The 25,666-nt window shown below is 66.9% G+C and carries 22 protein-coding genes; 8 read left to right on the top strand and 14 right to left on the bottom strand.

Features of this window, described 5'->3' with window-relative positions:
* Nucleotides 1-28: 28 nt before the first annotated feature.
* On the bottom strand, nt 29-811 hold the full coding sequence (gene otnI / locus LGQ10_RS02110) for a 2-oxo-tetronate isomerase (RefSeq protein WP_226524523.1): 783 nt from the start codon (nt 809-811) through the stop codon (nt 29-31).
* 348 nt (nt 812-1,159) lie between these two features.
* Here otnI and LGQ10_RS02105 point away from each other — a divergent pair, with 348 nt between their 5' ends.
* The 7 genes from LGQ10_RS02105 (at nt 1,160) to LGQ10_RS02075 (ending at nt 8,450) form a co-directional block, all read left to right on the top strand.
* Nucleotides 1,160-1,510, top strand: a complete 351-nt coding sequence (locus tag LGQ10_RS02105; RefSeq protein WP_058433552.1) for a hypothetical protein — start codon at nt 1,160-1,162, stop codon at nt 1,508-1,510.
* 409 nt (nt 1,511-1,919) lie between these two features.
* Nucleotides 1,920-2,204: a hypothetical protein gene (locus LGQ10_RS02100; protein WP_226524522.1), complete on the top strand. Its 285-nt coding sequence runs from the start codon at nt 1,920-1,922 to the stop codon at nt 2,202-2,204.
* A 291-nt stretch (nt 2,205-2,495) separates the two neighbouring features.
* Entirely contained in the window at nt 2,496-5,207 is a 2,712-nt protein-coding gene (gene mgtA / locus LGQ10_RS02095; protein WP_226524521.1) for a magnesium-translocating P-type ATPase, read from the top strand.
* A gap of 122 nt (nt 5,208-5,329) precedes the next feature.
* Nucleotides 5,330-5,530 carry a hypothetical protein gene (locus tag LGQ10_RS02090; RefSeq protein WP_058433555.1) on the top strand — a complete coding sequence of 67 codons (201 nt, stop codon included), beginning with the start codon at nt 5,330-5,332 and terminating at the stop codon, nt 5,528-5,530.
* 27 nt (nt 5,531-5,557) lie between these two features.
* Complete coding sequence (locus tag LGQ10_RS02085; protein WP_226524520.1) at nt 5,558-7,255, top strand: Na/Pi cotransporter family protein; 1,698 nt, start codon at nt 5,558-5,560, stop codon at nt 7,253-7,255.
* Entirely contained in the window at nt 7,243-7,608 is a 366-nt protein-coding gene (locus tag LGQ10_RS02080) for a DUF2493 domain-containing protein (RefSeq protein WP_226524519.1), read from the top strand. Before LGQ10_RS02085 ends, LGQ10_RS02080 begins: the two co-directional genes overlap by 13 nt.
* Nucleotides 7,609-7,664: 56 nt before the next feature.
* Complete coding sequence (locus LGQ10_RS02075; RefSeq protein WP_226524518.1) at nt 7,665-8,450, top strand: hypothetical protein; 786 nt, start codon at nt 7,665-7,667, stop codon at nt 8,448-8,450.
* Nucleotides 8,451-8,587: 137 nt separating this feature from the next.
* On the opposite strand, the gene LGQ10_RS02070 is transcribed toward LGQ10_RS02075, so the two are convergent.
* On the bottom strand, nt 8,588-9,292 hold the full coding sequence (locus LGQ10_RS02070; RefSeq protein ID WP_226524517.1) for an NAD(P)H-dependent oxidoreductase: 705 nt from the start codon (nt 9,290-9,292) through the stop codon (nt 8,588-8,590).
* A 131-nt stretch (nt 9,293-9,423) separates the two neighbouring features.
* Between LGQ10_RS02070 and LGQ10_RS02065 the strand changes: the two genes are divergently transcribed.
* Nucleotides 9,424-9,861 carry an RrF2 family transcriptional regulator gene (locus LGQ10_RS02065; RefSeq protein ID WP_226524516.1) on the top strand — a complete coding sequence of 146 codons (438 nt, stop codon included), beginning with the start codon at nt 9,424-9,426 and terminating at the stop codon, nt 9,859-9,861.
* 146 nt (nt 9,862-10,007) lie between these two features.
* Here LGQ10_RS02065 and LGQ10_RS02060 read toward each other — a convergent pair whose 3' ends face one another.
* The 12 genes from LGQ10_RS02060 to LGQ10_RS02005 all read right to left on the bottom strand — a co-directional run bounded on the left by LGQ10_RS02060 (nt 10,008) and on the right by LGQ10_RS02005 (nt 25,612).
* Nucleotides 10,008-11,183, bottom strand: a complete 1,176-nt coding sequence (locus LGQ10_RS02060) for a pyridoxal phosphate-dependent aminotransferase (protein ID WP_226524515.1) — start codon at nt 11,181-11,183, stop codon at nt 10,008-10,010.
* A 28-nt stretch (nt 11,184-11,211) separates the two neighbouring features.
* On the bottom strand, nt 11,212-12,822 hold the full coding sequence (locus tag LGQ10_RS02055) for a 5-guanidino-2-oxopentanoate decarboxylase (RefSeq protein ID WP_226524514.1): 1,611 nt from the start codon (nt 12,820-12,822) through the stop codon (nt 11,212-11,214).
* 10 nt (nt 12,823-12,832) lie between these two features.
* Nucleotides 12,833-14,932 (bottom strand): acetate--CoA ligase family protein, encoded by a 2,100-nt coding sequence (locus LGQ10_RS02050; protein WP_226524513.1) that lies wholly within the window; start codon nt 14,930-14,932, stop codon nt 12,833-12,835.
* A gap of 20 nt (nt 14,933-14,952) precedes the next feature.
* The gene (locus tag LGQ10_RS02045) at nt 14,953-16,113 is read right to left on the bottom strand and encodes an acyl-CoA dehydrogenase family protein (protein WP_226524512.1); all 1,161 of its coding nucleotides are present in this window, start codon (nt 16,111-16,113) and stop codon (nt 14,953-14,955) included.
* A 52-nt stretch (nt 16,114-16,165) separates the two neighbouring features.
* Nucleotides 16,166-16,957 carry an enoyl-CoA hydratase/isomerase family protein gene (locus LGQ10_RS02040; protein ID WP_226524511.1) on the bottom strand — a complete coding sequence of 264 codons (792 nt, stop codon included), beginning with the start codon at nt 16,955-16,957 and terminating at the stop codon, nt 16,166-16,168.
* A gap of 398 nt (nt 16,958-17,355) precedes the next feature.
* Nucleotides 17,356-18,762, bottom strand: coding sequence for an amino acid permease (locus LGQ10_RS02035; protein ID WP_226524510.1), 1,407 nt, complete (start codon nt 18,760-18,762; stop codon nt 17,356-17,358).
* Nucleotides 18,763-18,970: 208 nt separating this feature from the next.
* Nucleotides 18,971-21,241 (bottom strand): ATP-binding protein, encoded by a 2,271-nt coding sequence (locus LGQ10_RS02030; protein WP_226524509.1) that lies wholly within the window; start codon nt 21,239-21,241, stop codon nt 18,971-18,973.
* Nucleotides 21,238-21,993: a substrate-binding periplasmic protein gene (locus LGQ10_RS02025; RefSeq protein ID WP_226526072.1), complete on the bottom strand. Its 756-nt coding sequence runs from the start codon at nt 21,991-21,993 to the stop codon at nt 21,238-21,240. The genes LGQ10_RS02030 and LGQ10_RS02025 overlap by 4 nt, the downstream gene beginning before the upstream one ends.
* 31 nt (nt 21,994-22,024) lie before the next feature.
* The gene (locus LGQ10_RS02020; RefSeq protein WP_058435965.1) at nt 22,025-22,741 is read right to left on the bottom strand and encodes a response regulator; all 717 of its coding nucleotides are present in this window, start codon (nt 22,739-22,741) and stop codon (nt 22,025-22,027) included.
* Nucleotides 22,742-22,815: 74 nt separating this feature from the next.
* Nucleotides 22,816-23,463 carry a TetR family transcriptional regulator C-terminal domain-containing protein gene (locus tag LGQ10_RS02015; RefSeq protein WP_226524508.1) on the bottom strand — a complete coding sequence of 216 codons (648 nt, stop codon included), beginning with the start codon at nt 23,461-23,463 and terminating at the stop codon, nt 22,816-22,818.
* Between the two features lie 225 nt (nt 23,464-23,688).
* The gene (locus LGQ10_RS02010) at nt 23,689-24,483 is read right to left on the bottom strand and encodes a class II aldolase/adducin family protein (RefSeq protein ID WP_226524507.1); all 795 of its coding nucleotides are present in this window, start codon (nt 24,481-24,483) and stop codon (nt 23,689-23,691) included.
* Nucleotides 24,484-24,556: 73 nt separating this feature from the next.
* Nucleotides 24,557-25,612 carry an ABC transporter substrate-binding protein gene (locus LGQ10_RS02005; RefSeq protein WP_226524506.1) on the bottom strand — a complete coding sequence of 352 codons (1,056 nt, stop codon included), beginning with the start codon at nt 25,610-25,612 and terminating at the stop codon, nt 24,557-24,559.
* Nucleotides 25,613-25,666: the final 54 nt, after the last annotated feature.

Below are 25,666 nucleotides of genomic sequence, written 5' to 3'. Positions count from 1 at the left end.
AGGCGTTCAGCGCTGCGCCACCAGCCCCTCAACGCGCCCGCCAGTCCCGCAGCCATTGCAGGCCGGCGCTGGTGTCGCCACGGGGCCGGTACTCGCAGCCGACCCAGCCGGCATACCCCAGCTCATCCAGCAACTGGAACAGGTAGGGATAGTTCAGCTCCCCCAGGTCCGGCTCATGCCGGTCCGGCACCCCGGCGATCTGGATGTGGCCGATGCCGGCCAGGTCCCGGCGCAACTTGGTGGCCACATCGCCTTCGACGATCTGGCAGTGGTAGCAATCGAACTGCACCTTGAGATTGCTGGCCCCCAGTTCCCGACGGATGGCCTGGGCCTGGTCCTGGCGGTTGAGGAAGAACCCCGGCATGTCCCGGGTATTGATCGGCTCCAGCAGCACCGTGATGCCCAACTCGGCGGCCTGGGCACAGGCGTGGGCCAGGTTCTCCAGGTAGACCTCGTGGTGCCGGGTTCGCTGGCGTTCGTCGGCCAGCAACCCGGCCATCACGTGGATGCGTGGGCTGCCCAGCACCGCGGCGTACTCCAGGGCCCGGGCGAAACCTGCACGAAACTCCTGCTCGCGCCCGGGCAGCGAAACCGTGCCGCGCTCCCCTGCCGTCCAGTCACCCGGCGGTGCGTTGAACAGCACCTGCTGCAGCCCGTGATCGTCCAGGTGCTGCTTGAGCACCTCGGGACGATGGTCGTACGGAAACAGGTATTCCACACCACTGAAACCATCGGCCGCGGCTGCGGCAAAACGATCGAGGAAGGCATGTTGCGGATACAGCAGGCTGAGGTTGGCGGCGAAGCGAGGCATGGCGGCTCCAGGAACCCGAGGAAGAACGACGGTCAGAGGCGCAGGGTAATACAGGCACCGTGGGTGACGGCAAGGTGATGGCCGGCCACTGGCTATTCACACCGCTCGTCCCCTTCCCCTGCCGCCAGCCCCGCCACTGGTCGGAAGCCCCAGGGCACTGGTCGCCTGGCTGCTACAAACATTCACAGCCCTGATCTGGATCAGCATCGCCAGCGGAGTACTGGCCGAGGCTGGATTCACGAGGGCTGCTGACTGATGGTAGTGCCCTTCATCGCAACCCCGTTGACGCTCTCCATGGCGACGAGCTCAATGGCCTGTCTGGTTATGCTTGGATAAGGATGATTCAACATGGCAAAGATCGAGGTTTTATCGGGTGATTTCCTGCAAGGCACCGGTGAGTACCGGCACGGTACCTTCAGGCTCAAGACGGTATTCAACAGCTCCGGGGTCGACGTCAAGGCATCGGCGTTCCAGTCCCTGGAAATCGCCAGCGAAAGCCCCGTGACCAACCGGGACGCCCTGGGCTATGGGCTGGCCGGCGCCATGCTGCTGGGTCCGGTGGGCGCACTTGCGGGCTACCTGATGGCCGGTACCGAAAACGAAGTGACGTTCATCGGCACCTTCAAGGACGGCCGGCAACTGATGGCCGCCACCGATAGTGCAACTTACAAGGACATTTCCCAGCATCTGCTGAACTGATGCCTTGGCGGTCATACTGTATTCAAGTGCTCATGATGCTTTCAGCCATGGGCACTTTTTATTTATCCGCCGTACATATAACCAACCCTACAAGTTACTTCCCTCCTGGCTGAACCTCAGCTGAAAACTTCATCATCAATCATCCACTTCCGGGCAATTTGAACTTGACTCATGCAGGCGCCCTGAGTAAATTGCGCGGGCCGGTCAAACCGGCCCTTTTTTCAACTCACCAAAGAAGCCAATGGACACAGTATCTAGACGCTGTCTGGTCGCGGCCCCAGGGCACCGCCAGGCACTTAACCCTGAACAAGACGGGACTCGACTCCACGGTCGGGTAAGCTGCGCTAGAGCTTGACGCTCCAACGTAACTTGCCTCCTCCGGAGCCAGTCCGGTCGCGAGGCAAACGTTATGATCTTCACCTCCTCTGTAATGCCCGGGGTCCGCGCCTTCGCCGCGACCATGCGGGTCAAGCTGCGCCCTGAGCCCAAGGCCCGGGCCCATTCGCCCTTTTCCTGCGCCATGCCTGCCCACGCGGCCTCCCTGCGGGCCAACTGGCGCGTGTGCCCGGCTACCGGCCAGCTGCAACAGCGCTGGAGCTTCGACGATAGCCAGGACCCGCAGAGTCGGAGCGCGGCCCTGTTCCTGCAGCAGGCCGGTCTGATCTTCGGCCTGTATCTCGGGGCGCGCACCTAAGTTCCAGAAAACGATAACCATTGGTTATCCAGAGACAACTTCCTTACATAGGAACTTGTCGGAACCCTGCCGCCTTAAAGTTAATAAAGATACCGGAGAAAGTTATGGAAGAGGCCAGTAGTAGGTTCGCTGCCCCTGCAACTTCATTGCGCGGGCAGCGAACATCAAATCCTGAAAGACGCCCAGATCAAAATCGATCGCCAACCTGCGGTTCGACATACTTTCGCTCGCCTTTGATTAGTTGAGTGGCTCGTGTGTCGCGCCGTCAGCAAGCGGCAGGAGCACACACCCATGACTGTAAAGATCACAACTTCCCGCAACACCAGCGCCACCAGCGATAGCCACAAACTGTCGATGCGTGCCGCCCGCGAAGCCCAGAACGGCTTGGCCGTGACCCTGGCCAACGTCAACTCCACCACCGCCGGCCTCACCGAACTGGATGCCGAGGGCCGCCTGCAACGGGACGGCCACAACGAGGTCGCCCACGACCGTCCACCGCACGCCCTGGTGCAATTGCTGCAAGCCTTCAACAACCCCTTCATCTATGTGCTGATGACCCTGACCGGTATCAGTTTCTTCACCGACTTCTGGCTGCCGCTGCAGGCCGGCGAAGAAACCGATCTCACCGGGGTCATCATCGTCCTGGTGATGGTCCTGGCCAGCGGCCTGATGCGTTTCTGGCAGGAGCACCGCTCGGCCAAGGCCGCCGAGGCCCTCAAGGCCATGGTCCGCACCACCGCCGCGGTCCTGCGCCGCGAGCAGATGGGCATGCAGGCCCGGGTCCGCGAAGTGCCGATGCGCGACCTGGTGGTGGGCGACATCATCCAGCTCTCGGCCGGCGACATGATCCCCGCCGACATCCGCCTGATCGAATCCCGCGACCTGTTCATCAGCCAGGCAGTGCTCACCGGCGAAGCCTTGCCGGTGGAGAAATACGACACCCTGGGCGCCGTCCAGGAGAAATCCGCCAACGCCCAGGCCGCCGACCAGCAAGACCTGCTGGACCTGCCCAACATCTGCTTCATGGGCACCAACGTGGTCAGCGGCACTGCCACCGCCGTGGTGGTGGCCACGGGTGCGCGTACCTACTTCGGCTCCCTGGCCCGCTCCATCGTCGGCTCGCGCTCGCAGACCGCCTTCGATCGCGGGGTCAACAGCGTCAGCTGGCTGCTGATTCGCTTCATGCTGGTGATGGTACCCATCGTCCTGTTGATCAACGGTTTCACCAAGGGCGACTGGGCCGATGCCTTCATGTTCGCCCTGGCGGTGGCCGTCGGCTTGACCCCGGAAATGCTGCCGATGATCGTCAGCGCCAACCTGGCCAAGGGCGCCGCGGCCATGGCCAAGCGCAAGGTAGTGGTCAAGCGCCTCAACGCGATCCAGAACTTCGGCGCCATGGACGTACTGTGCACCGACAAGACCGGCACCCTGACCCAGGACCGGATCATCCTCGAGCACCATGTAGGCATCGATGGCCAGCGCTGCGACCAGGTGCTGCAACTGGCCTGGCTCAACAGCTACCACCAGAGCGGCATGAAGAACCTCATGGACCGTGCGGTAGTGGCCTTCGCCCAGGACAACCGGCATTTCACCCCGCCCGCTGCCTGGCGCAAGGTCGATGAGCTGCCGTTCGACTTCGTGCGCCGGCGCCTGTCGGTGATCGTCGCCGATGCCCAGGGCCAGCACCTGCTGGTGTGCAAGGGCGCCGTCGAGGAAATGCTCGAGACCGCCACCCAGGTACGCCAGGACGGCATCACCGTGGCGCTGGACGCCGAGCGCCGGGCGCAGTTGCTGCACCTGGCCGAAGGCTATAACCGCGATGGTTTCCGCGTGCTGCTGGTGGGCACCCGGGAACTGCCCAAGGGCCAGGCGAAAACCCAGTACAGCGCCAGCGATGAACGCGAACTGGTGATCGAGGGTTTCCTGACCTTCCTCGATCCGCCCAAGGAAACCGCCGGCCCGGCCATCGCCGCCCTGCGTGACAACGGCGTGGCAGTCAAGGTGCTGACCGGCGACAACCCCATCGTCACTGCCAAGATCTGCCGCGAGGTCGGCCTGGAAGTGGGCGAGCCGCTGCTGGGCCGCGAGATCGAGCACATGGACGATGACGTCCTGGGCCGGCTGGTGGAAGAACGCACGGTGTTCGCCAAGCTGACCCCGCTGCAGAAGTCGCGCGTGCTCAAGACCCTGCAAGCCAACGGCCACACCGTGGGGTTCCTCGGCGACGGGATCAACGACGCCCCGGCCCTGCGCGATGCCGACGTCGGCATCTCGGTCGACAGCGGCACCGACATCGCCAAGGAATCGGCGGACATCATCCTCCTGGAAAAGAGCCTGATGGTGCTCGAAGAAGGGGTGATCAAGGGCCGCGAGACCTTCGGCAACATCATGAAGTACCTGAACATGACCGCCAGCTCGAACTTCGGCAACGTGTTCTCGGTGCTGGTAGCCAGTGCCTTCATCCCCTTCCTGCCGATGCTGGCGATCCACCTGCTGCTGCAGAACCTGATGTACGACTTCTCTCAGCTGGCCCTGCCCTGGGACAAGATGGACAAGGAATACCTGGCCAAACCACGCAAGTGGGATGCCAACAACATCGGGCGCTTCATGATCTGGATCGGGCCGACCTCGTCGATCTTCGACATCACCACCTTTGCCCTGATGTGGTACGTGTTCGCCGCCAACAGCGTGGAAATGGCCGCGCTGTTCCAGTCCGGCTGGTTCATCGAGGGGCTGCTGTCCCAGACCCTGGTGGTGCACATGCTGCGCACCCGCAAGATCCCGTTCATCCAGAGCACCGCGGCCTTGCCGGTGATGCTGGCCACGGGGCTGGTGATGGCGCTGGGGATCTACGTGCCCTTCTCGCCGCTGGGCAGCATGGTCGGCCTGGTGCCGCTGCCCTGGGAATACTTCCCTTGGCTGGTGGGCACCCTGCTCAGCTACTGCGTGGTCGCCCAAGCCATGAAGACCCTGTACATCCGCCGCTTCAAGCAGTGGTTCTAACAGCCTGAAACGTGGCGCGGCCGCCCGTGGCGGTCGCTTGTGATCGAGACCCTTGACGCCACCGTCGGCGCGGCCAGCGCCGTGCCGACGGCGACACGGCTCGCCCGAAAAGGAGCATCGCCATGTACCTCAAGCCATTTTCGTCGTTGCAACGCGGCCTCCAGGCCCTGCTGGTCTGCGGCCTGTGCGCCTGCGCCCGGGTCCTCGCCCGGCTGGGCTGCCGCCTTTATGCACGGGGCCTGTTGAGCGCCGTTGAAATGCGTTTCGTGCTGGATTTGAGCGCCGCCCTCAGTCGCGCCTCGCTGCGCCTGGCGATCGCCTGAACCTGCACCCGTCCCGGGAGAACACTCATGTCGGGAACCACTCTTCTGATCAACCTGGCTGGGGCCATCGCCCTGCTGCTGTGGGGCTCGCAGATGATCTGCGGCTCGCTGTTGCGCGGGTTCGGCAGCCCGCTGCGCCATTGGCTCGGGCAACACCTGAACAACCGCTGGCTGGCGCTGCTGTGCGGCGTCGGCATCACCGGCGTGCTGCAAAGCAGTACGGCGGTGAGCCTGATGGCCAGTTCCTTCACGGCCGCCGGCACCCTGGGCCTGGCCCCGGCGCTGGCGGTGATGCTGGGGGCCAACATCGGCTCGACCCTGGTGGTCCAGCTGCTCAGCCTCGACCTTTCGCTGGCGGCCCCGGTAGCGCTGCTGGCGGGCTTCCTATGCTTTCGCCTGCGGGACGACTCACGCTTTGAAAGCATTGGCTGCGCGCTGATCGGCCTGGGGTTGATGCTCCTGGCCCTGGGCATGCTCGGCGCCACCCTGGGCGCAGTGGAAAGCACCCCGGTGTTTCGCCTGGTGATGGAAAGCCTCGATGGCGACCTGCTGCTGGCCCTGCTGGTGGCGGTCGTGCTGACCTGGATGTGCCACTCCAGCGTGGCCGTGGTGTTACTGATCGCCTCGCTGGCGGGCACCGGCCTGCTATCGCCGGCCACCAGCATGGCCCTGGTGCTGGGGGTCAATCTCGGCGGCGGCCTGCCATCGCTGTTCAGCGCCAGCGGCAACGTGGCCCGGCGCCTGCCCCTGGGCAACCTGCTGGTGCGCCTGGCCGGGGTGGCGCTGCTCCTGCCGTGGGTCGGCACCCTGGCTCAAGTCGATGGCGTGCGCCAGTTGCCCGGGGCACTGCTGGTGGTCTACCTGCACAGCGCCTTCAGCCTGGTCCTGGCGCTGCTGTTCATCGGTTGCACCGAGCCCATGGCCAAGTTGCTGGCCCGGCTGCTACCGGCCCCCGCGCCGGTGACCGACCCCGGCATGCCGCTGTACCTGGACGAGGCCGGGCTGGAAGTGGCCAACATCGGCCTGGCCAATGCCGCCCGCGAGGCCCTGCGCATGGCCGACATGCTTTCGGGCATGCTCGACCGGGTGCTGCACTTGCTGCGGACCTCGCAACCGGCCAGCGCCGACCAGGTACGCCGGATCGATCAGTCCCTGGACCTGCTCAGCGCCGCCATCCGCGCCTACCTGGCCGACATCGGCAAGGAAGGCATCAGCGACCAGGATGCCGACCGCTCCCAGGAGATCCTGCTGCTGGTGATCAACCTGGAACATGCCGGCGACATTCTCAGCAGCAGCCTGGCGCAACTGGCGCTGCGCCGCCTGCGTCGTGGCGAACCGTTCTCCGCCTTCGAGCTGGGCACCCTGGTGCCGCTGCACCAGGAACTGCTGGCCAGCCTGAGCCTGGCGGTCACGGTATTCCTGCGCGAAGACCTGCCCACCGCCCATCAACTGGTGGCGCGCAAGGAGAACGTACGCCGGCTGGAGGCCGCCGCCGGCCGCGAGCACTTTCGCCTGCTGCGCGAGAACAAGAGTGCCTGGGCCGAATCCGGCGACATCTTCCAGCGCCTGCTGCGCGACTATCGCCGGGTCCACCACCATATTGCAGCCCTGGCCTACCCGGCCCTGGAGCGGGCCGGCGAACGCGAGCTGGAGCACGGCTACCTCAACGAGCCGCTGCCCGACCAACCCAGCGAAGCCCGGGAGGACAGCCAATGCGTGTCCTGATCTGCGCCGGCCGCCACTGCGCCGACAGCCGCCTGTGCCGCCAGGCCCTCGACGCCTTCCAGCGCCTGCACCCGGTCCGCGTGGTGATCCACGGCGGCAGCCAGTTCCTCGGCGCGCACATCGAGGACTGGGCCCGGGAGGCCGGGGCCGACATCGTCCGCTACCCGCCCAACTGGCAGTTGCACGGCAAACACGCCGAGCGCCTGCGCAACCGCTTCATGCTGGCCGACAGCCGTCCCGACATCGTCCTCGCCCTGCCCGGTGGCGGCGATACCGAAGAACTGCTGGCCCAGGCCCGGGCCCAGGGCATCCGGACCCTGAGCCTGGGCCCGCAATGCCCTGCCCATCCATGACCCCAAGCATCGTCAAGCGCGCCACCGAACCGGCGCCCAATCCTGCGAGATCCGCCATGACCCAGCACCGCCCGCATCGCTCCTCCCGTTCCCACGCCTGGGGCCACGCCCTGCCCGCCGCGAAAAGCCGCATGCTCAAGCGCAATCTGCTGTTCCTCGCCATCACCGCCAGCGCCACCGCGGCCCTGGCCCTGTGCTCCAAGGCCCAGGCCGCCGGGGGCGCCTATGTGGTGGACAACGGCGGGATCAACGCCCCCGGTGAATGCAACGTCGACCTCTGGTATCGGAGCAATCGCCAGCAAGGTTCCGAACACGGCACCGTACTGGTCCCGGCCTGCACCTTCAGGCAACTGCCCGGGATCCAGTTGGGCGCCGCCCTGCAGCGTCAGTACGCCGACGATCACGGTGAAACCCAGGTCAGCCCACAGGTCAAGCTGGCCCTGCTGGACCGCGAAGACCTGGGCCTGCAACTGGCCCTGGCCGGTTCCGTCCACTGGGCGCTGAACCGCAACCACAGCTTCGACGGCGGCGATCTCAACCTGCCGCTGACTTTCAGCCCCAGCGACCGCTTGCACCTGAACCTCAATGCCGGCTGGAGCCATGCCTATGACGACGGCCAGCAGCACCATCGCTGGACCTGGGGCACCGGGGTGGAATACGACCTGCTGCAAAACCTCACCCTGATCGCCGAACGCTACGGCCAGCGCGGCGGCGAGCAGGCCTGGCAAGCCGGCCCGCGCCTGCATATCGGCCACGACCTGGACCTGGACCTGTTGCTGGGCCAGCACCTGACCGATCAGCGCGACCGCTGGCTGACCACCGGCGCCACCCTGCGCTTCTGACCCGGCCACACCAAGCCCTGTAGCCGCTGCTGAGCCCGCGAAGCTGCGCCAAGGCCCCCAGGGCCTTCCAACAATCGCCAGCCCCGTGGCCGCTCCGCGCCCGTGCGCAGCCTGCGGCAGCGGCTACACGAAGCCCATCACGCCGGTAACGGATACAGGGCGTCGTCGAACTGCTCCAGGCACGGGAACACCAGTGGCTGCTCATCGGCCACACGCTCCAGGCGCTGGCGGTACTGGGCCAGGAACCCTTCGCGCGCGTCCTGGCTGATATAGGGCACATGCCAGGCCACGAACGGCTCCAGCACCTGGCAACCGACGTAGGCCAGGGTGCCGCGCAGCAACGGACGCAGCATGTCCTCCAGCGGACCGTGGATCGCCCCCTCGCCGAACATGTGCTCGCGCCCGCCCAGGGTCAGGCTCAGCAGGGCCTTCTTGCCCACCAGGCCGCCCTGGTCGTAGAAACGCTTGCCGCCGTAGCACACCCCGGACACCAGCACCCGGTCGATCCAGCCCTTGAGCATGGCCGGCACCGAGAACCAGAACACCGGGAAATTGAGGATCAGCAGATCGGCCCACAGCAACTTGTCCAGCTCGCCCTGGATGTCGGCGGCGAGCCCGCCGTTCTTCACCCCCACCCGCTGCTCCAGGGCATAGACCAGGTACTCGGGGTTGTCCCGCTGGGCAAAGTCGGCGGCGCTGGCCACCGGGTTCCAGTCCATGGCGTACAGGTCGCTGACCCGCACCTGGTGCCCCTGGGACTCCAAGGTGCTGCGAGCCTGGTCACGCAGCGCGGCGGTGAAGGATTGCGGCTCGGGGTGAGCGTGGACGATCAGCACATTCATGGTGGTTCCTCGGGGTTTATTTATAATTGTTACCGTAACAAATACATTATTTTCCAGACAGCAGCCATCGCCACGCCGTTGAACAGCCGGCACTGGCATACTGGCGCCCTCCCAGGGATCTGCAGACACCCATGAGCCAGTCGACCCGCCTGATCACCGCTTCCTACATCCTGTCCTTCGTGGCCGCCAACGCGCCGCAGAAGCTGCGCACCGAGACCATCGCCAAATGGGTCAAGATCCACCCGGCGCGGGTGCGCAACCTGGTGTCGCAGATGGTCAAGGCCGATATCCTCGCCTCCTGCCGTGGTCCCAAGGGCGGCCTGACCCTGGCTCGCCCGGCGGCGCAGATCACCCTGCAGGACGTCTACGACGCGGTGCAGGAAAGCTCGCTGATCGCCGAGAAGATCGACAACCCCTTCTCCGGCATGGAAGAGCACTGCAAGGTGTTCGACGTCTTCACCCGGCTGTTCAGCCTGCTGGAGCGCAACATGCGCCAGGACCTGGCCAACATCACCGCCGACCAGCTGTTCGTGGCCTTCGACCCGCCCCTGGAAACAGACCGCCCATAACCCCACAGGACCTTCCAACGATCCCCAATTTTGCGGCCGCTGCGCGCCCGTGCGCAGCCTGCGGCAGCGGCTACACCAAGCCTGTAGCCGCTGCTGAGCCCGCGAAGCTGCGCCAAGGCCCGCAGGGCCTTCCGACGATCCTCCGCCTAGGCGAGGCAATCGCTGGCGCAGCGAGCGATGCGCCGGCAGGCTTCGCGCAGGGCCTCGGGCTCCAGCACCAGGCCCAGGCGGATATGCCCGGCGGCGCTGGGACCGAAGGCTTCGCCGGCCAATACCGACACCCCCTGCTCATCCAGCAGCCGTTCGCTGAAAGCCTGGGCACTGAGGCCCGTGGCACGGATGTCGACCATCACGAACATGCCGCCGTCAGGCTTCAGCGGCCGGGCGCCCGGGCAGTCGGCCAGGCAATCGCAGACCAGGTCGCGCCGCTGGCGGTAGGCCTCGGTCATCGCCGCCAGCTGCGGCAAGGGCTGCTCCAGGGCGACGATGGCGGCGTCCTGGATGAACTCCGGCGAGCCATAGAGCATGCACAGCGCCAGGTTCTCCAGGTGCGCGGCCAGGGACGCCGGGGCCACCACCCAGCCCAGGCGCCAGCCGGTCATGGCATGGGACTTGGACAAACTGTTGAGGGTCGCGGTGCGCTCGGCCATGCCCGGCAGGCTGGCCGGGCTGACGTGCTCGCCCTCGTACAGCAGTTCGCTGTAGACCTCATCGCAGATCAGCCACAGGTCATGCTCGATGCACAGCGCCGCCAGGGCCTCCCAGGTGGCCCGGGAAATGCTCGCCCCCGTGGGGTTGTGCGGGCTGTTGAGCACCAGCGCCCGAGTCTTGCCGGTGATGCGCGCGGCCACGTCTTCCGGACGCACCTGGAAGCGCTCCTCGGCGCGTACCGGCAGCGGCACCACCTGGGCATTGCAGGCGCCGAACACCGCCTCGTAGGTGACGTACATCGGCTCGGCGACGATCACCTCGTCGCCCGGGTCCAGCAGGCATTGGGCGACGCTGTACAGCGCGCACTGGGCGCCGGCCAGCACCACCACTTCATCGGCCTGCACCACCTGCCCGCAGCGCAACTGGTGACGGCGGGCGATGGCCTCGCGCAGGGCCCGCTTGCCGCGCACATCGGCGTAATGGGTGTGGCCAGCGCGCAGGCTGTCGATGGCCGCCTGGACGATGGGCTGCGGGGTGTCGAAGTCCGGGTCGCCCACCGACAGCAGCCACACCGGCTCGCCCCGCTCGCGCTTGGCCAGGGCCCGGTAGTGGATGTCCCAGGCCGCAGCGCCATCGCCGGCGATACGTTGGGTCAGCTTGGAAAAACGCATGGCGAAACTCCTGGCAAGGAAATGAAGGTCAGGCCTGGGCGCAGGCGTGCTTGAGTTCGATCAGCGTCACCCCGGGCTGGGCGAACCCGCGGCGCAGCGCTTGTTGCAGCTCGTCGAGGCTGGCCGGCTGGCTCACCGGGCAACCGAAGGCCCGGGCCAGGGCGATGAAGTCCGGGTTGCGTGGCAAGACCCCGATGGGCTCGATGTCCAGGGCCTGCATGTCATCGCGGATCTGGCCCAGGGCGTCGTTGTTCCACAGCAGCACCACCAGCGGGCTGTCCAGCTCCTCCACCGCCGTGGCCAGCTCCTGCACGGTGTAGAGAAAACCACCGTCGCCCACCAGCACCAGGCCCGGGCGGCCGGGCGCGCCGAGCTTGGCGCCGATGGCCGCCGGCAGGCCGTAGCCCAGGGTGCCGTAGCCAGTGGGGTGCAACCAGCTGCGCGGCCCCTGGCTGGGGTACAGGTAGTTGCCGCTGTAGGCCAGCTGGGTCATGTCGCTGCTGATGAAACCGCGCTCGGGCAGCTCGGCCGCCACCCGCTTGAGAATCTGCTGGTGAATGCGCTGCAAGGGCCCCTGCCCTTCGTCCACGGTACGACGCAACCGAGCCACCGCATCGACCGCCCAGCTGGAGTCCGCTGGTGGCTGTTCCAGGTCGTCGAGCAAGGCTTCCAGGGTCTGCCGGGCATCGCCGTGCAACGCCACGGCGCAGGGGTAGAAGTCGTTGAACTTGCGTGGGTCGAGGTCCAGCCGCACTAGCTGCCCGTTGAGCGGCAGGCGCTCGCGCCAGTAGTCGGTGTCGGCCATCTCGGTGCCCACCGCCAGCACCACATCGGCCTGGCTGATCAACTGCCAACCGGGCTCCACGCACAGGGTCGCGCCGGCATTGAGCGGCGCCTGGTCCGCCAGCAGGCCCTTGCCGGCGACGCTGCTGAAACACACCGCGCCCAGGCGGGTCGCCAGTTCCTGCAAGGCCGCGCCGGCGTGCAAGGCGCCACCGCCGGCGATGATCATCGGCCGCCTGGCCAGGCGCAGCAGGTCCGCCGCCTGGTGCACATCCGCCGCTGCGGCGGGACCACGGGCCGGGCGTCGCCGCACCTCGCCAGTCCAGTCCCGGGCCACCGGGGCCGCCAGCACATCCAACGGCACCGAGAGATGCACCGGCCGCGGGCGCTCGCTGTCGAACACGGCGAAGGCCCGGGCCAGCAGCTCGGGCAGGTCCTCGGGGCTCAGGGCCAGCGCCGAGAAGGCGGTGATCGGCGCGGTGATGGCGCGCTGGTCCTGGGTTTCGTGCAGCGAGCCCCAGCCCTTGCCGAGGCTGGCGCTGTGGTTGACGCTGGAAATCACCAGCAGCGGGATCGAATCGGCATAGGCCTGGCCAATGGGCGTGGCGACGTTGGTCACCCCCGGGCCGCTGATGACGAAGCACACCCCGGGCTTGCCGCTGACCCGCGCATAACCGTCGGCCATGAAGCCTGCGCCCTGTTCGTGGCGGGTCAATACATGGCGGATGCCGCTGCCGGGCAGGCCGCGATACAGCTCCAGGGTGTGCACCCCGGGGATGCCGAATACCGTGTCGACGCCGTAGCCGGCCAGCAGCCGCACCAGGGCCTGGCCACCGGTCAAGGTCTGTTCGTGCATGTCTCTCTCCTCATACCCGGCCAAGGCGAATCAACGCATCGACCGCGACGGTGCCGCGGGCACCGACCAACAATGGGTTCACATCCAGTTCCAGCAGGGTTGCCGCGTGTTCGCAGGCGTAATCGGCCACCGCGCCGATGGCCGCCACCAACGCCTCCAGGTCGGCCGCGGGGCGCCCGCGAAAGCCTTGCAGCAAGGCGGCGCTGCGCAGTTGCAGCACGGCCTGGCGGATCGCTGCCGGATTGGTCGGCAGCAGCAGGCTGCGACTGTCCTTGAGCAGCTCCACCAGCACCCCGCCGGCGCCGATCACCAGCGCCAGGCCGAAATGCTCCTCGCGCTTGATGCCGACGATCAGCTCGGCCAAGGGCGGCGCGGCCATGGGCTCCAGCAGCACCCGGTCGAAGGCCACCCCCGGGGCATGTTCGGCGATCCGCGCGCGCATCTGCCGCAGCGCCGCCCCTAGCGCCTCGGGGTCCTTGAGGTTGAGGGCCACCGCGCCGGCTTCGGTCTTGTGCGGCAGCTCGACGCTGACCGCCTTGAGCACCAGCGGGTAGCCCACCGCCGCCGCTGCGCTCAGGGCCTGCTCGGGGGTGCTCAGCAGGCCCTCGGGAATGCGCAGGCCAAATTCCCCCAAGGCCTGCTTGGATTGCCATTCATCCAGCAGTTGGCCTGCGCCCTCCAGGGCCTCGGGACACAGCGGCACCAGGGCCGCCTCGCCCAGCTCCAGCAAGGCCTGGCGCCGGCCCTGGTAGGCGGCGATCCGGCCCCAGGCCGCCAGGCCGTCCTCGACCCCTTGCAAGGCCGGGATGCCCAGGGTGTGCAGGCGCTCCCGGGCCGCCGCCGGCAGCAGTTCGGGGAAGGCCGAGGTGACGAAACCGCGCTTGCCATGGCGTTGCAACGCGGTGCAGAACAGCTCCAGCAGCAGGTCGCATTCCTTGCGCTCGCCGGTGAACTCGGCCGGGTAATCCAGCACCAGCATGGCGCTGTCGGCTGCGCTGCCCAGGACGGTATCGAGCATCTGCTGCAAGGCCTGGGCATCGCCCCAGATAGCGGTGGTGAAATCCAGCGGATTGACCAGGTTGGCGTACCCCGGCAGCACCTGGGCCAGCACCTGGCATTGCTCGCTCGCAAGCTTGGGCAGCTCCAGGCCATTGCGCTCGGCATAGTCGGCGATCAACCCGGCATCGCCCCCGGAACAGGCCAGGGCCATCAACCCTGGGCCCACGGGCAACTGGCCGCAGGACGCGGCCTTCAAGGTCTCGACAAAACTCACCGGGCCGCTGACGCGGATCACCCCCAGGCGCTGGAACAACGCGTCGTACAGCGCATCGGAACCGGACAGCGAACTGGTGTGGCTCAGCGCCAACTCGGCGCCGATCTGCGACACCCCGGTCTTCAGGGCGATGACCGGAATGCCCTTTTCCAGGGCCTTGTACGCGGCCCGGGCGAACCCCGGCACGTTCTTCAGGCCTTCCAGGTGCAAGCCGATGGCGGTGACGCGGGGTTCGTCCAGCAGCACGTCCATCAATTCGGCGATGCCCAGTTGCGCCTGGTTGCCCACCGAGGCCATGTAGGCCACCGGCAGCGAACGGTCGCTCATGGACAGGTTGTAGGCGAAGTTGCCGCTCTGGGTCAGCACCGCCACGCCCCGCTCCACCTGCTGGCCGCCGTGGGCCACCGGCCACAGCGCTGCGCCGTGCAGGTAATCCAGCAGGCCGTAGCTGTTGGGCCCGAGCAGGGCCATGTCGCCGGCGGCCTGCAGCAGTCGCTGCTGCAGGGCCTGGCCCTCGGCGCCGATCTCGGCGAACCCCGAGGCGTAGCAGATAGTCCCGCCCGCGCCCTTGGCCGCCAGCTGGGCAACGCAATCCAGGGTCAACTCGCGGTGGGTGGCGACGAACACCGCATCCGGGCCGCAAGGCAGTTGATCGATGCTGGCCACGCAGGGCACGCCGTCGATCTGCGCGTGCTGCGGGTTGACCAGCCACAGGTCGCCGGCAAAACCGCCCTCGGCGCAGCGCTTGAGGGCCCGGGCCATGCTGCGGCCGCCGACGAAGGCCAGGTGCCGGGGCGCCAGCAGGCGCTTGAGGTTGTCACGTAGGGTCTGGGACATGGTTCGGTTCTCCAGGTCATTCAGCGCAGCAACGGCCGCAGCAGTTCACGGGAAATGATGTGCCGCTGGATCTCCGAAGTGCCCTCCCAGATCCGCTCGATCCGCGCATTGCGCCAGATGCGCTCCACCGGGCCTTCGTCCATCAGGCCCATGCCGCCGTAGATCTGCACCGCCTCGTCGGCCACCTTGCCCAGCACTTCGCTGGCGAACAGCTTGGCCATGCCAGCCTCGCCGTCGGTCATGCTGCCCTGGTCCATCTTCCAGGCGGTGTGCAGGGTCAAGAGCTCGGCGGCGCGGATCTGCGTGGCCATGTCCGCCAACTTGAACGACACGCCCTGGTAGCTGCCGATGGCCTGGCCGAACTGCTTGCGGTCCGCCGCCCATTGCAGGGAGGCGTCCAGCGCTCGCTGCGCCTGGCCCACGCAGTTGGCCGCGACCATCACCCGCCCGGCGGTGAGCCAGGCGTTGGCCACCTCCCAGCCCTTGCCCACCTCCCCCAGCACCTGGTTGGCCGGCACCCGGCAGTCGTCGAAGAACATCTCGAAGGTGTGGTAGCCGCGGTTGCTCACGCACCTGGGGCCACGGCGAATGGTCAGGCCCGGGGTGTCGCGATCCACCAGGAACGCAGTCACGGCATTGCGCTGGCGGCCGTTGTGCTCGTAGGTGCCGGTGACGGAGAAGACGATGGCGAAATCCGCATGCCCGGCGTGGCTGATGAAGTGCTTGGCGCCGTTGATCACGTAGTCGCCGCCTTCACGCACGGCACGGGTCTTGATCGCATTGGCATCGGAGCCGGCGCCGGGCTCGGTGAGGGCGAAGCAGTCGATCTTCCTGCCTTGCACGCAAGGCAGCAGGTAGTCGCCGATCTGCGAGCCGGTGCAGGCCATGAGGATCTTCGACGGCCGGGCGACGAACACATGCAAGGCCCAGGAACACTTGGCCAGTTCGCGCTCGATCAGCGCCTGGGACAGGTAGTCGAGGCCGCCGCCACCGACCTCCTCGGGCATGTTGAAGGCGTAGAAGCCGGCGGCGACGGCCTTGTTGCGGATCTCTGCCGCCAGCTCGACCGGGACCTCGTCAGCGCGGTCCACGGCTTCTTCGTGGGGCAGTAACTCCTTGCTGACAAAACTGCGGACTGCATCGACCAACATTTCTTGTTCTTGGCTGAGTTGGAAGTTCATGGCGCTACCTGTGGCGGGTTGACGGTGCGAAATAAGTGGATTGGGGCGCGGCTCAGCGACCGATGAAGCGTGGCGGGCGTTTTTCCGTGGCCGCGCGCAGGGCCTCGGCGCCGTCGGCACTGCGCCCGCACAGCAGGCCAGCGGCCAGTTCGGCGGCCAGTTGCTCGGGCAGGTCGCGCTCGGCGCCTTCGCGCAGCAGGCGCTTGGTCTGGGCGAAGGCGAAGGTCGGGCCATTGGCCAGACGGCCGGCCAGCTCGCTGACGGTGGCGTGCAGTTGCTCGTCGGCGCAGACCTCGCCCACCAGCCCGGCAGCCAGGGCGCGTTCGGCGCTCCAGAGCTCATCGAGGAAGAGCAGGCGCTTGGCCTGTTCGCTGCCGATCAACCGAGGCAAGTGCCAGCTGGCACCGGCATCCGGCGCATAGGCCATGCCGGTGTAGCCGGCCTTGAACCGCGCCGACTGCCCCGCTACCCGCAGGTCGCAGCACAGTGCCAGGTCCATGCCGGCGCCCACGGCCGTGCCGTTGATGGCGGCGATGGTGGGCTTGTCCAGGCTGTGCAGGCAGCTCATCAGGGCGTGGGCGGTTTCGGTCCAGCCGTAGCTTTCCAGGGCGCCCCGGGCCTCGGCCTCGGCCCATTCGGCCAGGTCGGCGCCGGCGCAAAAACTGCGGCCGCTACCGCCCAGCACCACCACCCGCACCGCCGGGTCGTCCTGGCAACGCTCGAGCAAGGCATGCAATTGGCGCAGGCCGGGGATGTCCAGGGCATTGCGTTGGTCCGGGCGGTTGAGGGTGATCCAGGCGATACCCGCCTCGGTCTGGCAAAGCAGCGACGATGAAGTGCTCATGGGCGTCCTCGAATGATTGTATTTGGCATGAGGGAGGTGACTTGCGGACCATACTAAACGAGTGTTCAACAAGCCGGCAATTGCTCGACCGGAGCTCCGACCAAAGCCGGATTATCTTTATATCTTGTTGTTTTTATTGAATAAATCACAAATATAGCGGCCCATGAGCGAGCCGCCGTTACAACTTCGAACAAGCCACTACAACCCCGTTGCGGCCGCTGCGCGTCCGTGCGCAGCCTGCGGCAGCGGCTACACCAAACCCTGTAGCCGCTGTCGAGCCAGGGCGAGGCTGCGCAAAGGCCCGCAGGGCCTTCAGGCATGGGGGGTGACAGGCAGACCTTGCGGCCGCTACGCATTCGTACCCAACCTACGCCAGCGACCACACGAAACGCGGGCCTTCAGGTGGCGGCGGCCAATGGCTGGGCCTGGCGCTTGCGGTTCATCAGGTAATAGGCGCCATAGCACAGAGCGATAAACCCCGACCCCCAGTACAGCGAGGGGCGCTGGGTTTCATCCAGGGCCAGGAACACGAACAGCGAGCTGCACAGGACGATGCACAACAACGGCACCAGGGGGAACCAGGGCGCGCGGTACTTGAGTTGTTCCAGCTGCCCGCCCTCGCGCAGGAACTGGCGGCGGAAGCGGTACTGGGCCAGGGCGATGACGATCCAGGTCACGGTGCCGGCCATGCCGCTCACTGCCATCAGCACCATGAACAGGGTGTCGGCGGCGATGAAGCTGGTCATCAGCGAAATCAGGGCAAAGCACAGGGTGATCGCCAGGGCCCGCAGCGGTACGCCCTGCTTGCTCAGGGGCGACAGCGCCTTGGGCGCCATGCCGCTCTTGGACATGGCCCAGAGAATGCGGGTCGAGGCATAGAGCCCGGAGTTGCCCACCGAGAGAATCGCCGTGAGGATCACGAAGTTCATCAGGTCCGCGGCATAGGGAATGCCCACCATGTCGAACACCTGCACGAAGGGGCTTTCCACCAGCCCGGCCTGCTGCCAGGGGATGATCGCCGCCAGCACCATCACCGCCAGCACGTAGAAGATCAACACCCGGAACACCACGTTGCGCACCGCCCGAGGAATGCTCTTTTCCGGCTGGTCGGTCTCTCCCGCCGCCACGCCCATGATCTCGCAGCCCTGGAAGGCATAGACCACGGTCATCATCACCGCGAACACCGCCGGCAAGCCATTGGGAAACAGCGAATCGCCGGTGAGGTTGTCGAACATCGGCGCCGGGGCGCCATTGGGCAGGTCGATGACGCCGAAGATCACCAGGGCGCCCACCACGATGAAGCTGAGGATCGCCAGCACCTTGATCCCGGCGAACCAGTATTCGGCCTCGCCGAAGGCGCGGGTGGCCAGCGCATTGATGCCGAACAGCAAGGCGACGAAGAACGCCGACCAGTACCAGATCGGCACCCCGGGGAACCAGCGCTGCATGAGCATGCCCGCCGCGGTGAACTCCAGGCCCACGGTGGTGGCCCAGCTCATCCAGTAGACCCAGCCGATCATGAAGCCGGTGGCCGGGCCGATGTACTTCGTGGCATGGGCCTGGAACGAGCCGGACACCGGCATCTGCACCGACAGCTCACCCAGGCAGACCATTACCAGGTACATCAGGAAACCCGCCACCAGGTAGGACAGGATCGCCCCCCAGGGACCACCCTGGTTGATGGTGACCCCGGAGCCCATGAACAGCCCGGTGCCGATCACCCCGCCCAGGGACAGCATGAAGATGTGCCGGCTCTTCAATGAGCGCGTCAGTTGGATGCCTTTGCGTTCAGTCGTGGTCGTCATGGCGCACCTCAGCAGTCGGTGAGGCGCAGGGCGCGGTTCGAGGGGATATGGCGAGACAGGGAAGCAGCTTGCAGGCGGTTCATTATTATTATCTCCAATAAGCTTCGAAGACCGCGCCGGGCGCGGCTCAAGCGATTATTGGAAAGCCATGTAAGTTCGGGTTGAAGCAAAAGATCGAAGATGTAAAAAGTCGTAAGTTTTTTGTACCTCAGGCCGCCAGCAGTTGTTCCAGGGCCATGCGCGCCCGCTGCCAGGCCTGCTGCAGATGTGGCACCTGGGCCGCCATTGCCGCGACGCCGGACTGCCCGGCCGCATCCTCCAGCGCCCGCAGCACCCGGGCCAGTTCGCAAAAGCCCAAGGAGTCGGCACTGCCGGCCAGGCGGTGGGCCAGGTGCTGCACCTGGGTACTGTCGGCCGCCGCCAGGGCCTCATCGAGCAACGGCCGTTGCTGGTCCAGGGTGCTCGCCAGGACCTTGAACAGCCCCTGCAACTTCTGCTCCCCCAGCAGGCTGCGGTGGGTGTCCAGCAGTTCCTGGTCGAGCACGCCCTCGGCGCTCCGGGCTGGCGGCGCCAGTGCCTCGCTGGCCTGCTCCGCGATGGCCAGGACCTGGCGAAGGCTGTCCATCTGCAAAGGCTTGCCGAGGATGCCCTGCATCCCCGCCTCCAGGTAGCTGCGCACCAGGGTTGGCTGGACGCTGGCGGTCAGGGCGAAGATCCGCGCCTGGCGATTGGGGCCCGGGCGCCGGCGCAGCTCGCGACACAGCTCGATGCCACTGATGCCGGGCAGTTGCACATCCAGCAGCAACAGGTCGAAGCCCTGGTGCCGACACAGCTCCAGCGCCGCCTCGCCGTCCTCGGCCAGCCACACCTGGTGTCCGTCGCGCTCCAGCAGGCCCTGGGCCACCTCGCGGTTGAGCGCCACATCCTCCACCACCAGGATCTCCAGCCCCGGCACCGGCGCCGCGACAGGCCGAGGCGCCGGCAGCCCCTGCCCCACGCCCAGGGCCAGTTCGAACCAGAAGCGACTGCCCTGCCCCAGCTCGCTGTACACCCCGATGCGCCCGTCCAGTTGCTGCACCAGGTGCTTGCAGATCGCCAGGCCCAGGCCGGTGCCGCCATAGCGCCGGCTCACCGCATCGCTGGCCTGGACGAAGCGCTCGAAGATTTTGTCGCGCATCGAGGCCGCGATGCCGATGCCGTTGTCGGCCACCGAGCAACGCAGCCGTTGCTGCTGTGGTCCATCGTCCAGCACCTGGACCTCGACCCGCACCCAGCCGCCCTCGGTAAAGCGGATGGCGTTGGCCAGCAGGTTGCTCAGCACCTGGCGCAGGTACTGCTCGGCGCCATGCTGCCCCGACGCCAAGCGTGGATCGACCTGCACCTGCAGCCGTGTGCCGTGCTCCCGGGCGCGGGGCTCAAGCAGTGTGGTGACTTCCTCCAGCAGCTGGCGCAGGGAAAAGTCCCGGGCCTCCGGGCGGCTTTGCCCTTCCTCCAGGCGGGCGAAGGACAGGACTTCATTGAGGATCGTCAGCAAGCCTTCGCCGGCCTTGTGCAAGGCCTGCAAGCGCTGGCGGTCCTGGTGCTCGAGCGGCGCGCCGCGCAGCAACTCGGCCATGCCGAGGATGCCGTTCAGTGGCGTGCGCAGTTCGTGGCTCATGGTGGCCAAGAAGCGCGACTTGGCCAGGTTGGCCGCCTCGGCCTCGTCCTTGGCGTGCATCAGGCTGGCGGTACGGCGCTGGACCATTTTCTGCAATTCGTCGCGCTTGTCCTGCAAGGCCAGGCGGTCCTGCTCACGGCGCAGGGTGTCGTCGAGAATTGCCCGGCGCATGTCGTCCAGGGCCCCGGCCACGGTGTCGATCTCGTCGCCGCCCGGGCGCTGGCGCTTGTCCAGGCGCAGGGGCTGGTGCAGGTCGCCGCCGGCCACACGGCGGGCGAATTCGGCCATGACTTGCAGGTGCCGGGTGACCAGGCGATAGAACAGCCCGGACAGCGCCACCGCCAGGCCGCAGAGGAACACGCTCATCCACAGCAGGCTGGCCAGGCCGGTGGTGTACAGGCGCCGATACACCGCCCCCAGGTCGGTGCTGACCTGCAATTCGCCCAGCTCGCGACGGGGCCCGGACGGCGGCTGGTAGCTCAGGGCGAAGCGCTCCACCCGCAGCGGCCCGATCAGCTCGGCACTGCCCTGCTGCAGGTCGAAATCACTGCTGAGCAGGTGCACCCGGGCCACGTCGGAGAAATCCACCAGGCCCTGCAGTTGCACCGTCAGCTGTTCCTGGTTGAGGTCCCACAGATTGCGTTCCAGGCTGCCCAGGTAACCGGCGCGGATCAGCTCCATGCGGCTGTCGATGTCGCGCATCTCGCGCCGGTACTCGAAGTACAGCTGCACGGCGCTGGCCAGCACGGTGAAGCACAGGCTGAACAGCAGGATGAACAGCAGCAAGCGCCGCAGCAGGCCCCCGGGCCGCGGGCCGATCATCGCGCAGCACCGGCTTGGGCCTTGAGCATGGCGCGGTAGTCGTCCTGGCTCTGGTCCAGCCAGCGCTGGATCGCGCCGCTGTCGACCTGGCGCTGCAACTGCACGTCGATCTCGTCCAGGCGCGCCGCCAGCGGCGAATGCCGCGACACCGCCAGGCGCAGGTAGTCGACGCTGATCGCCTGGGGCAAGGCGACGATGTCCTCGGCGCCCGGCAAGCGTTCGATGAACAGTTGCCCGGTGCGCCGCTCGTGGGGGATGAAATCGATGCGCTGGCGGATCAGCTTGCCGAAGTTCTGCTGGCTGCTGGAGACCCATTCGATGTTGCCGTGCTGCACCACCTCGCGGTCGAAATCCTGGCCGTAGCTCTCGCCGAACAGCAAACCGCCGCGGTAGGCCGTCAGGTCTTGCAGGTGCTGGAAACGCGGCAGATGCCGGCGATTGACGAACAGCGCCACCTCCTCGCGCAGCACCGGCACCCGGGAAAACACCAGGTCCTGCTGGCGCTGGCCGGTGCGGTAGGCCAGCACCACGTCCACCCGGCCGGCGGCGGCATCGAGCAGGCAGCGCTTCCAGTTGCCCAGCACCACCACCTGTACCTGGTAACCCAGCTCCCCCAGCACCTGGCGCACCAGGTTCGGGGCCAGGCCGCGCATCTGGCCCGCGTCGCTCCAGGAAATCGGCGGGTACACCGGGTAATCGCAATATTTCAGGGTCGGCCTGGGCTCGGCCAGCGCCGCGCCGGCCAGCAGCATCAGGCCCAGGCCCCAGGCGCGGTGCAGCACGTCAGGCGGCCACGCTGGCGGTGAACAGGTAGCCGGCGCCGTGGATGGTGATGATCAGCTCCGGCTCGGCCGGATCATCGTGCAGCTTGCGTCGCAGGCGGCCCACCAGCACGTCGATGGAGCGGTCGCTGGGCACCCACTCACGGTTGCGGATCTGGTCCATCAACTGGTCGCGGCTGAGGGTGTGGCCGCTGTTGCGCAGGAACACGCTGAGCAACTGGTATTCGCCATGGGTCAGCAGGGTCTCGCCACCACGGGCGTCGATCAGCCGGCGGCGGTCGGTGTCCAGGGCCCAGTCGGCGAACTGCTTGACCGGGCTGGGTTGGCTGGCCGGCGCTGGCGGCTGGCGGGCATGGCGCACGCGGCGGATCAGGTTCTTGGCCCGGGACACCAGCTCGCGGGGGTTGAGGGGCTTGATCACGTAGTCGTCGGCGCCGCATTCCAGGCCGACGATGCGGTCGATGTCGTCGTTGCGCCCGGTGATCAGGATGATCCCCACCTCCGAGCGCACCCGCAGCTCGCGGGTCAGGGTCAGGCCGTCCTTGCCGGGCAGGCGGATATCGAGCATCAACAGATCGACCGTGTGCTGGTCGAGGAAGCTCTCGGCCTGTTCCGCCGTGGCGGCGCAATGCACGTCGTAGCCTTCCTGGGACAGATAGGCCTGGAGCAGTTCGCGAATCAACGGATCGTCGTCGACGATCAATACCCGAGGAGTCATCGCCTGTGTTCCTGATTATTTTTATTAGAGGTGTCGCCTTGTGCGCAGCAGCCTAGCCATTACTGAACAATCGATCAACAGCCCTGTGTCGGCTGGCGAAAGCCCCGTCCCTGGCTGGCGAGCAGGCCCTCGACCCAGGCTTCGCAGATCTGCACGCCCTGCTGCGGACTGAAGGTCCCGGGGTTGAGCCCGGACTCCAGCCACAGGCCGTCGAGCAAGGCGCTGAGGCTGATGGCCGCCAGGTCCGCGTCGAAGGCGGCCCAGGCCTGGTCCCCGGCCAGGCTGGCCAGGAGCCCCGCCAGTTCGTTGCGGTACTCGGCGTAGGAATGGTCGTGGGCCTGGTTGATCGCCTCGGCGGTCTTCACCGCGCCCCAGAACGCCAGCCAGGCGTCCAGCAGTTGCGGGTCCAGCAGCTCGGCGCAGAACGAGGCCCGGAAGAACGCCGACAAACGCTCCCGAGGCGCCGGCGCGGCCTGGTCCATGGCTTCGCGCAGCAGGTTCATGACCCGCCCGGTGATCGAGCGATAGGCCTCGGCCACCAGTTCGTCCTTGCCGGAATAGTGATGGCTGATCAGCCCCACCGAGACCCCGGCCTCGGCGCTGATCTTGCGGATCGACGCGCCCTGGAAACCGTGGAGCTTGAGGCAGGTCAGGGTCGCCTCGATCAGCTCGGCCTTGCGCAACCCGGGTTCCAGGCGGGAGAAGCGCGCTTCCTGATTCATGGGGCATGACTCCTTGGCAATGACGGGAAATGACAGTTGAACGACTGTACAACAAGCCTTTGTGGAGTGGCCAGATTCCCAGTGGCCGCCAGGACGGTGTTGGCCGAGTGTTCGCTGAAGGCCCTACGGGCCTTGTCGCAGCCTCGCTGCGCTCGACAGCGGCTACAGGGCTTCGTGTAGCCGCTGCCGCAGGCTGCGCACGGGCGCGCAGCGGCCGCCGAGGGATCAGTCGCGGTAGTCGGGGGCGATGCGTTCGAGCAGGCGCAGCAGCGCCGCCCAGGCCAGCTGCATCGCATCCGGATCGCTCAGCTCGCCTTCTTGCAACGGCCGGCCCGGGTCGTTGAACTGGCGCTCGGTGTGGGCGCAGACCGCGTCCGGCGGCAGCACGATCTCCCCTGCGGCCTGGGCCGCCAACTGGATCTCGCAGGCCTTCTCCAGGTAATACATGCGCAGGAACGCCTGGCTGACGGTTTCACCCACGGTGAGCAGGCCGTGGTTACGCAGCATCAGCACGCTCTTGTCGCCGAGGTCAGCCACCAGCCGCTGTTGCTCGGCCAGGTCCAGGGCCACGCCTTCGTAGTCGTGGTAGGCCACCCGGCCATAGAACTCCATGGAAATCTGGTTCACCGGCAGCAGGCCGCACTTGAGCGCCGCCACCGCGCAACCGGCCTTGGTGTGGGTGTGCAGCACGCACTGGGCATCATCGCGGGCGCCATGGATGGCGCTGTGGATCACGAACCCCGCCGGGTTCACCGGGTACGGCGAAGGCTCCACGGCCTGGCCATCGAGGTCGATCTTCACCAGGTTGGAGGCGGTGATTTCCTCGAACATCAGCCCGTAGGGGTTGATCAGGAAGTGATGCTCGGGCCCGGGCAGGCGCACCGAGATATGGGTGAAGATCAGGTCGGTCATGCGAAAGTGCGCGATCAGGCGGTAGCAGGCCGCCAGCTCTTCGCGCAGGCGCTGCTCGGTGGCGCTGCGCGCGGTCAGGGCGTGGGGGCTGGGCACGATCTTGTTCATTGTTGGAGTCCTCCAGGCGGTTGGGCTGGGAAACGATAGGGCCGCACATCCGCAGACGTCCAGCCCGTTGGGATTACTTGCTGGCCCAAGCGTTGAAGCGCTCTTCCAGCTCCTCGCCATGATCGACCCAGAACTCCACGTTCATCGCCAGGGCGCCCTTGAGGTTCTGTTCCGAGGTCGGCACCCATTGGGCCAGCGCCGGGTCGAGCCGGGCCGCGGCCAGGGTGTTGGTGGGGCCATAGGGAATGGCGCGCACGTAGTCGACCTGGGCTTCGGGGCGATTGGCGTAGGCGATGAAGCGCTTGGCCTGGGCCACGTGCCTGGAGCCCTTGATGATCGCCCAGTAATCCATGCCATACAGGCTGCCGGGCCAGACCACGGCCAGGGGCGCGCCGTCCTGGGCGGCCGCGGCGATGCGGCCGCTGTAGGTCGAAGTCATCACCACATCGCCGGCGCTGAGCCACTGCGCCGGCTGGGCACCGGCCTCCCACCACTGGATGTACGGCTTGAGCTGGCTGAGCTTGGCGAAGGCCCGATCCACCCCTTCTGGCGTGGCCAGGACCTTGTACACGTCCTCGACCTTGACCCCATCGGCCAGCAGCGCGAACTCCAGGTTGTACACCGCGCGCTTGCGCAGGCCGCGCTTGCCGGGGAACTGCTTGACGTCCCAGAAATCGGCCCAGGAGGCCGGGGCCCTGGCCAGCTTGTTGCGGTCGTAGGCGATGGCCACGCTCCACACCAGCACAGCCGAGCCACAGGGCTGGGCGGCATCGGCGATCAGTTCGTCGGCGTGGCCCAGGGCCTTCCAGTCCAGGGGTTCGTACATGCCTTCGTCGCAGCCGCGCATCAGGTCCGGGCCTTCGATCTGCACCACGTCCCAATCGACGTTGCCGGTGTCGACCATGACCTTGATCCGCGCCATCTCGCCGTTGTACTCGCTCTGGATCAGCTTGCTGCTATCGGCCTTGGCAAAGGGTTGGAACAACGCCACATCCTGGGCTTTCTGGCCGGCTCCGCCGTACCCCACCACGACCATGTCGGGGGCTGCCCGGGCACTGTCCAGGCCCAATGTCAGGGCGAGGCTCAGGGCCAGGAACGAACAACCATGCTTGCGGGTGAGCGCTTTCATCAGTGATTCCTCGTGACGGTGCCCTGCCGGAAAACGCCGGCACGGCCCTTTTTT

This window comes from Pseudomonas sp. L5B5 (assembly GCF_020520285.1).
In the GTDB taxonomy this organism is placed as follows: Bacteria; Pseudomonadota; Gammaproteobacteria; order Pseudomonadales; family Pseudomonadaceae; genus Aquipseudomonas.
Note: the sequence above shows the minus strand (reverse complement) of the source record. Positions and strands in the feature narration are given on the sequence as shown.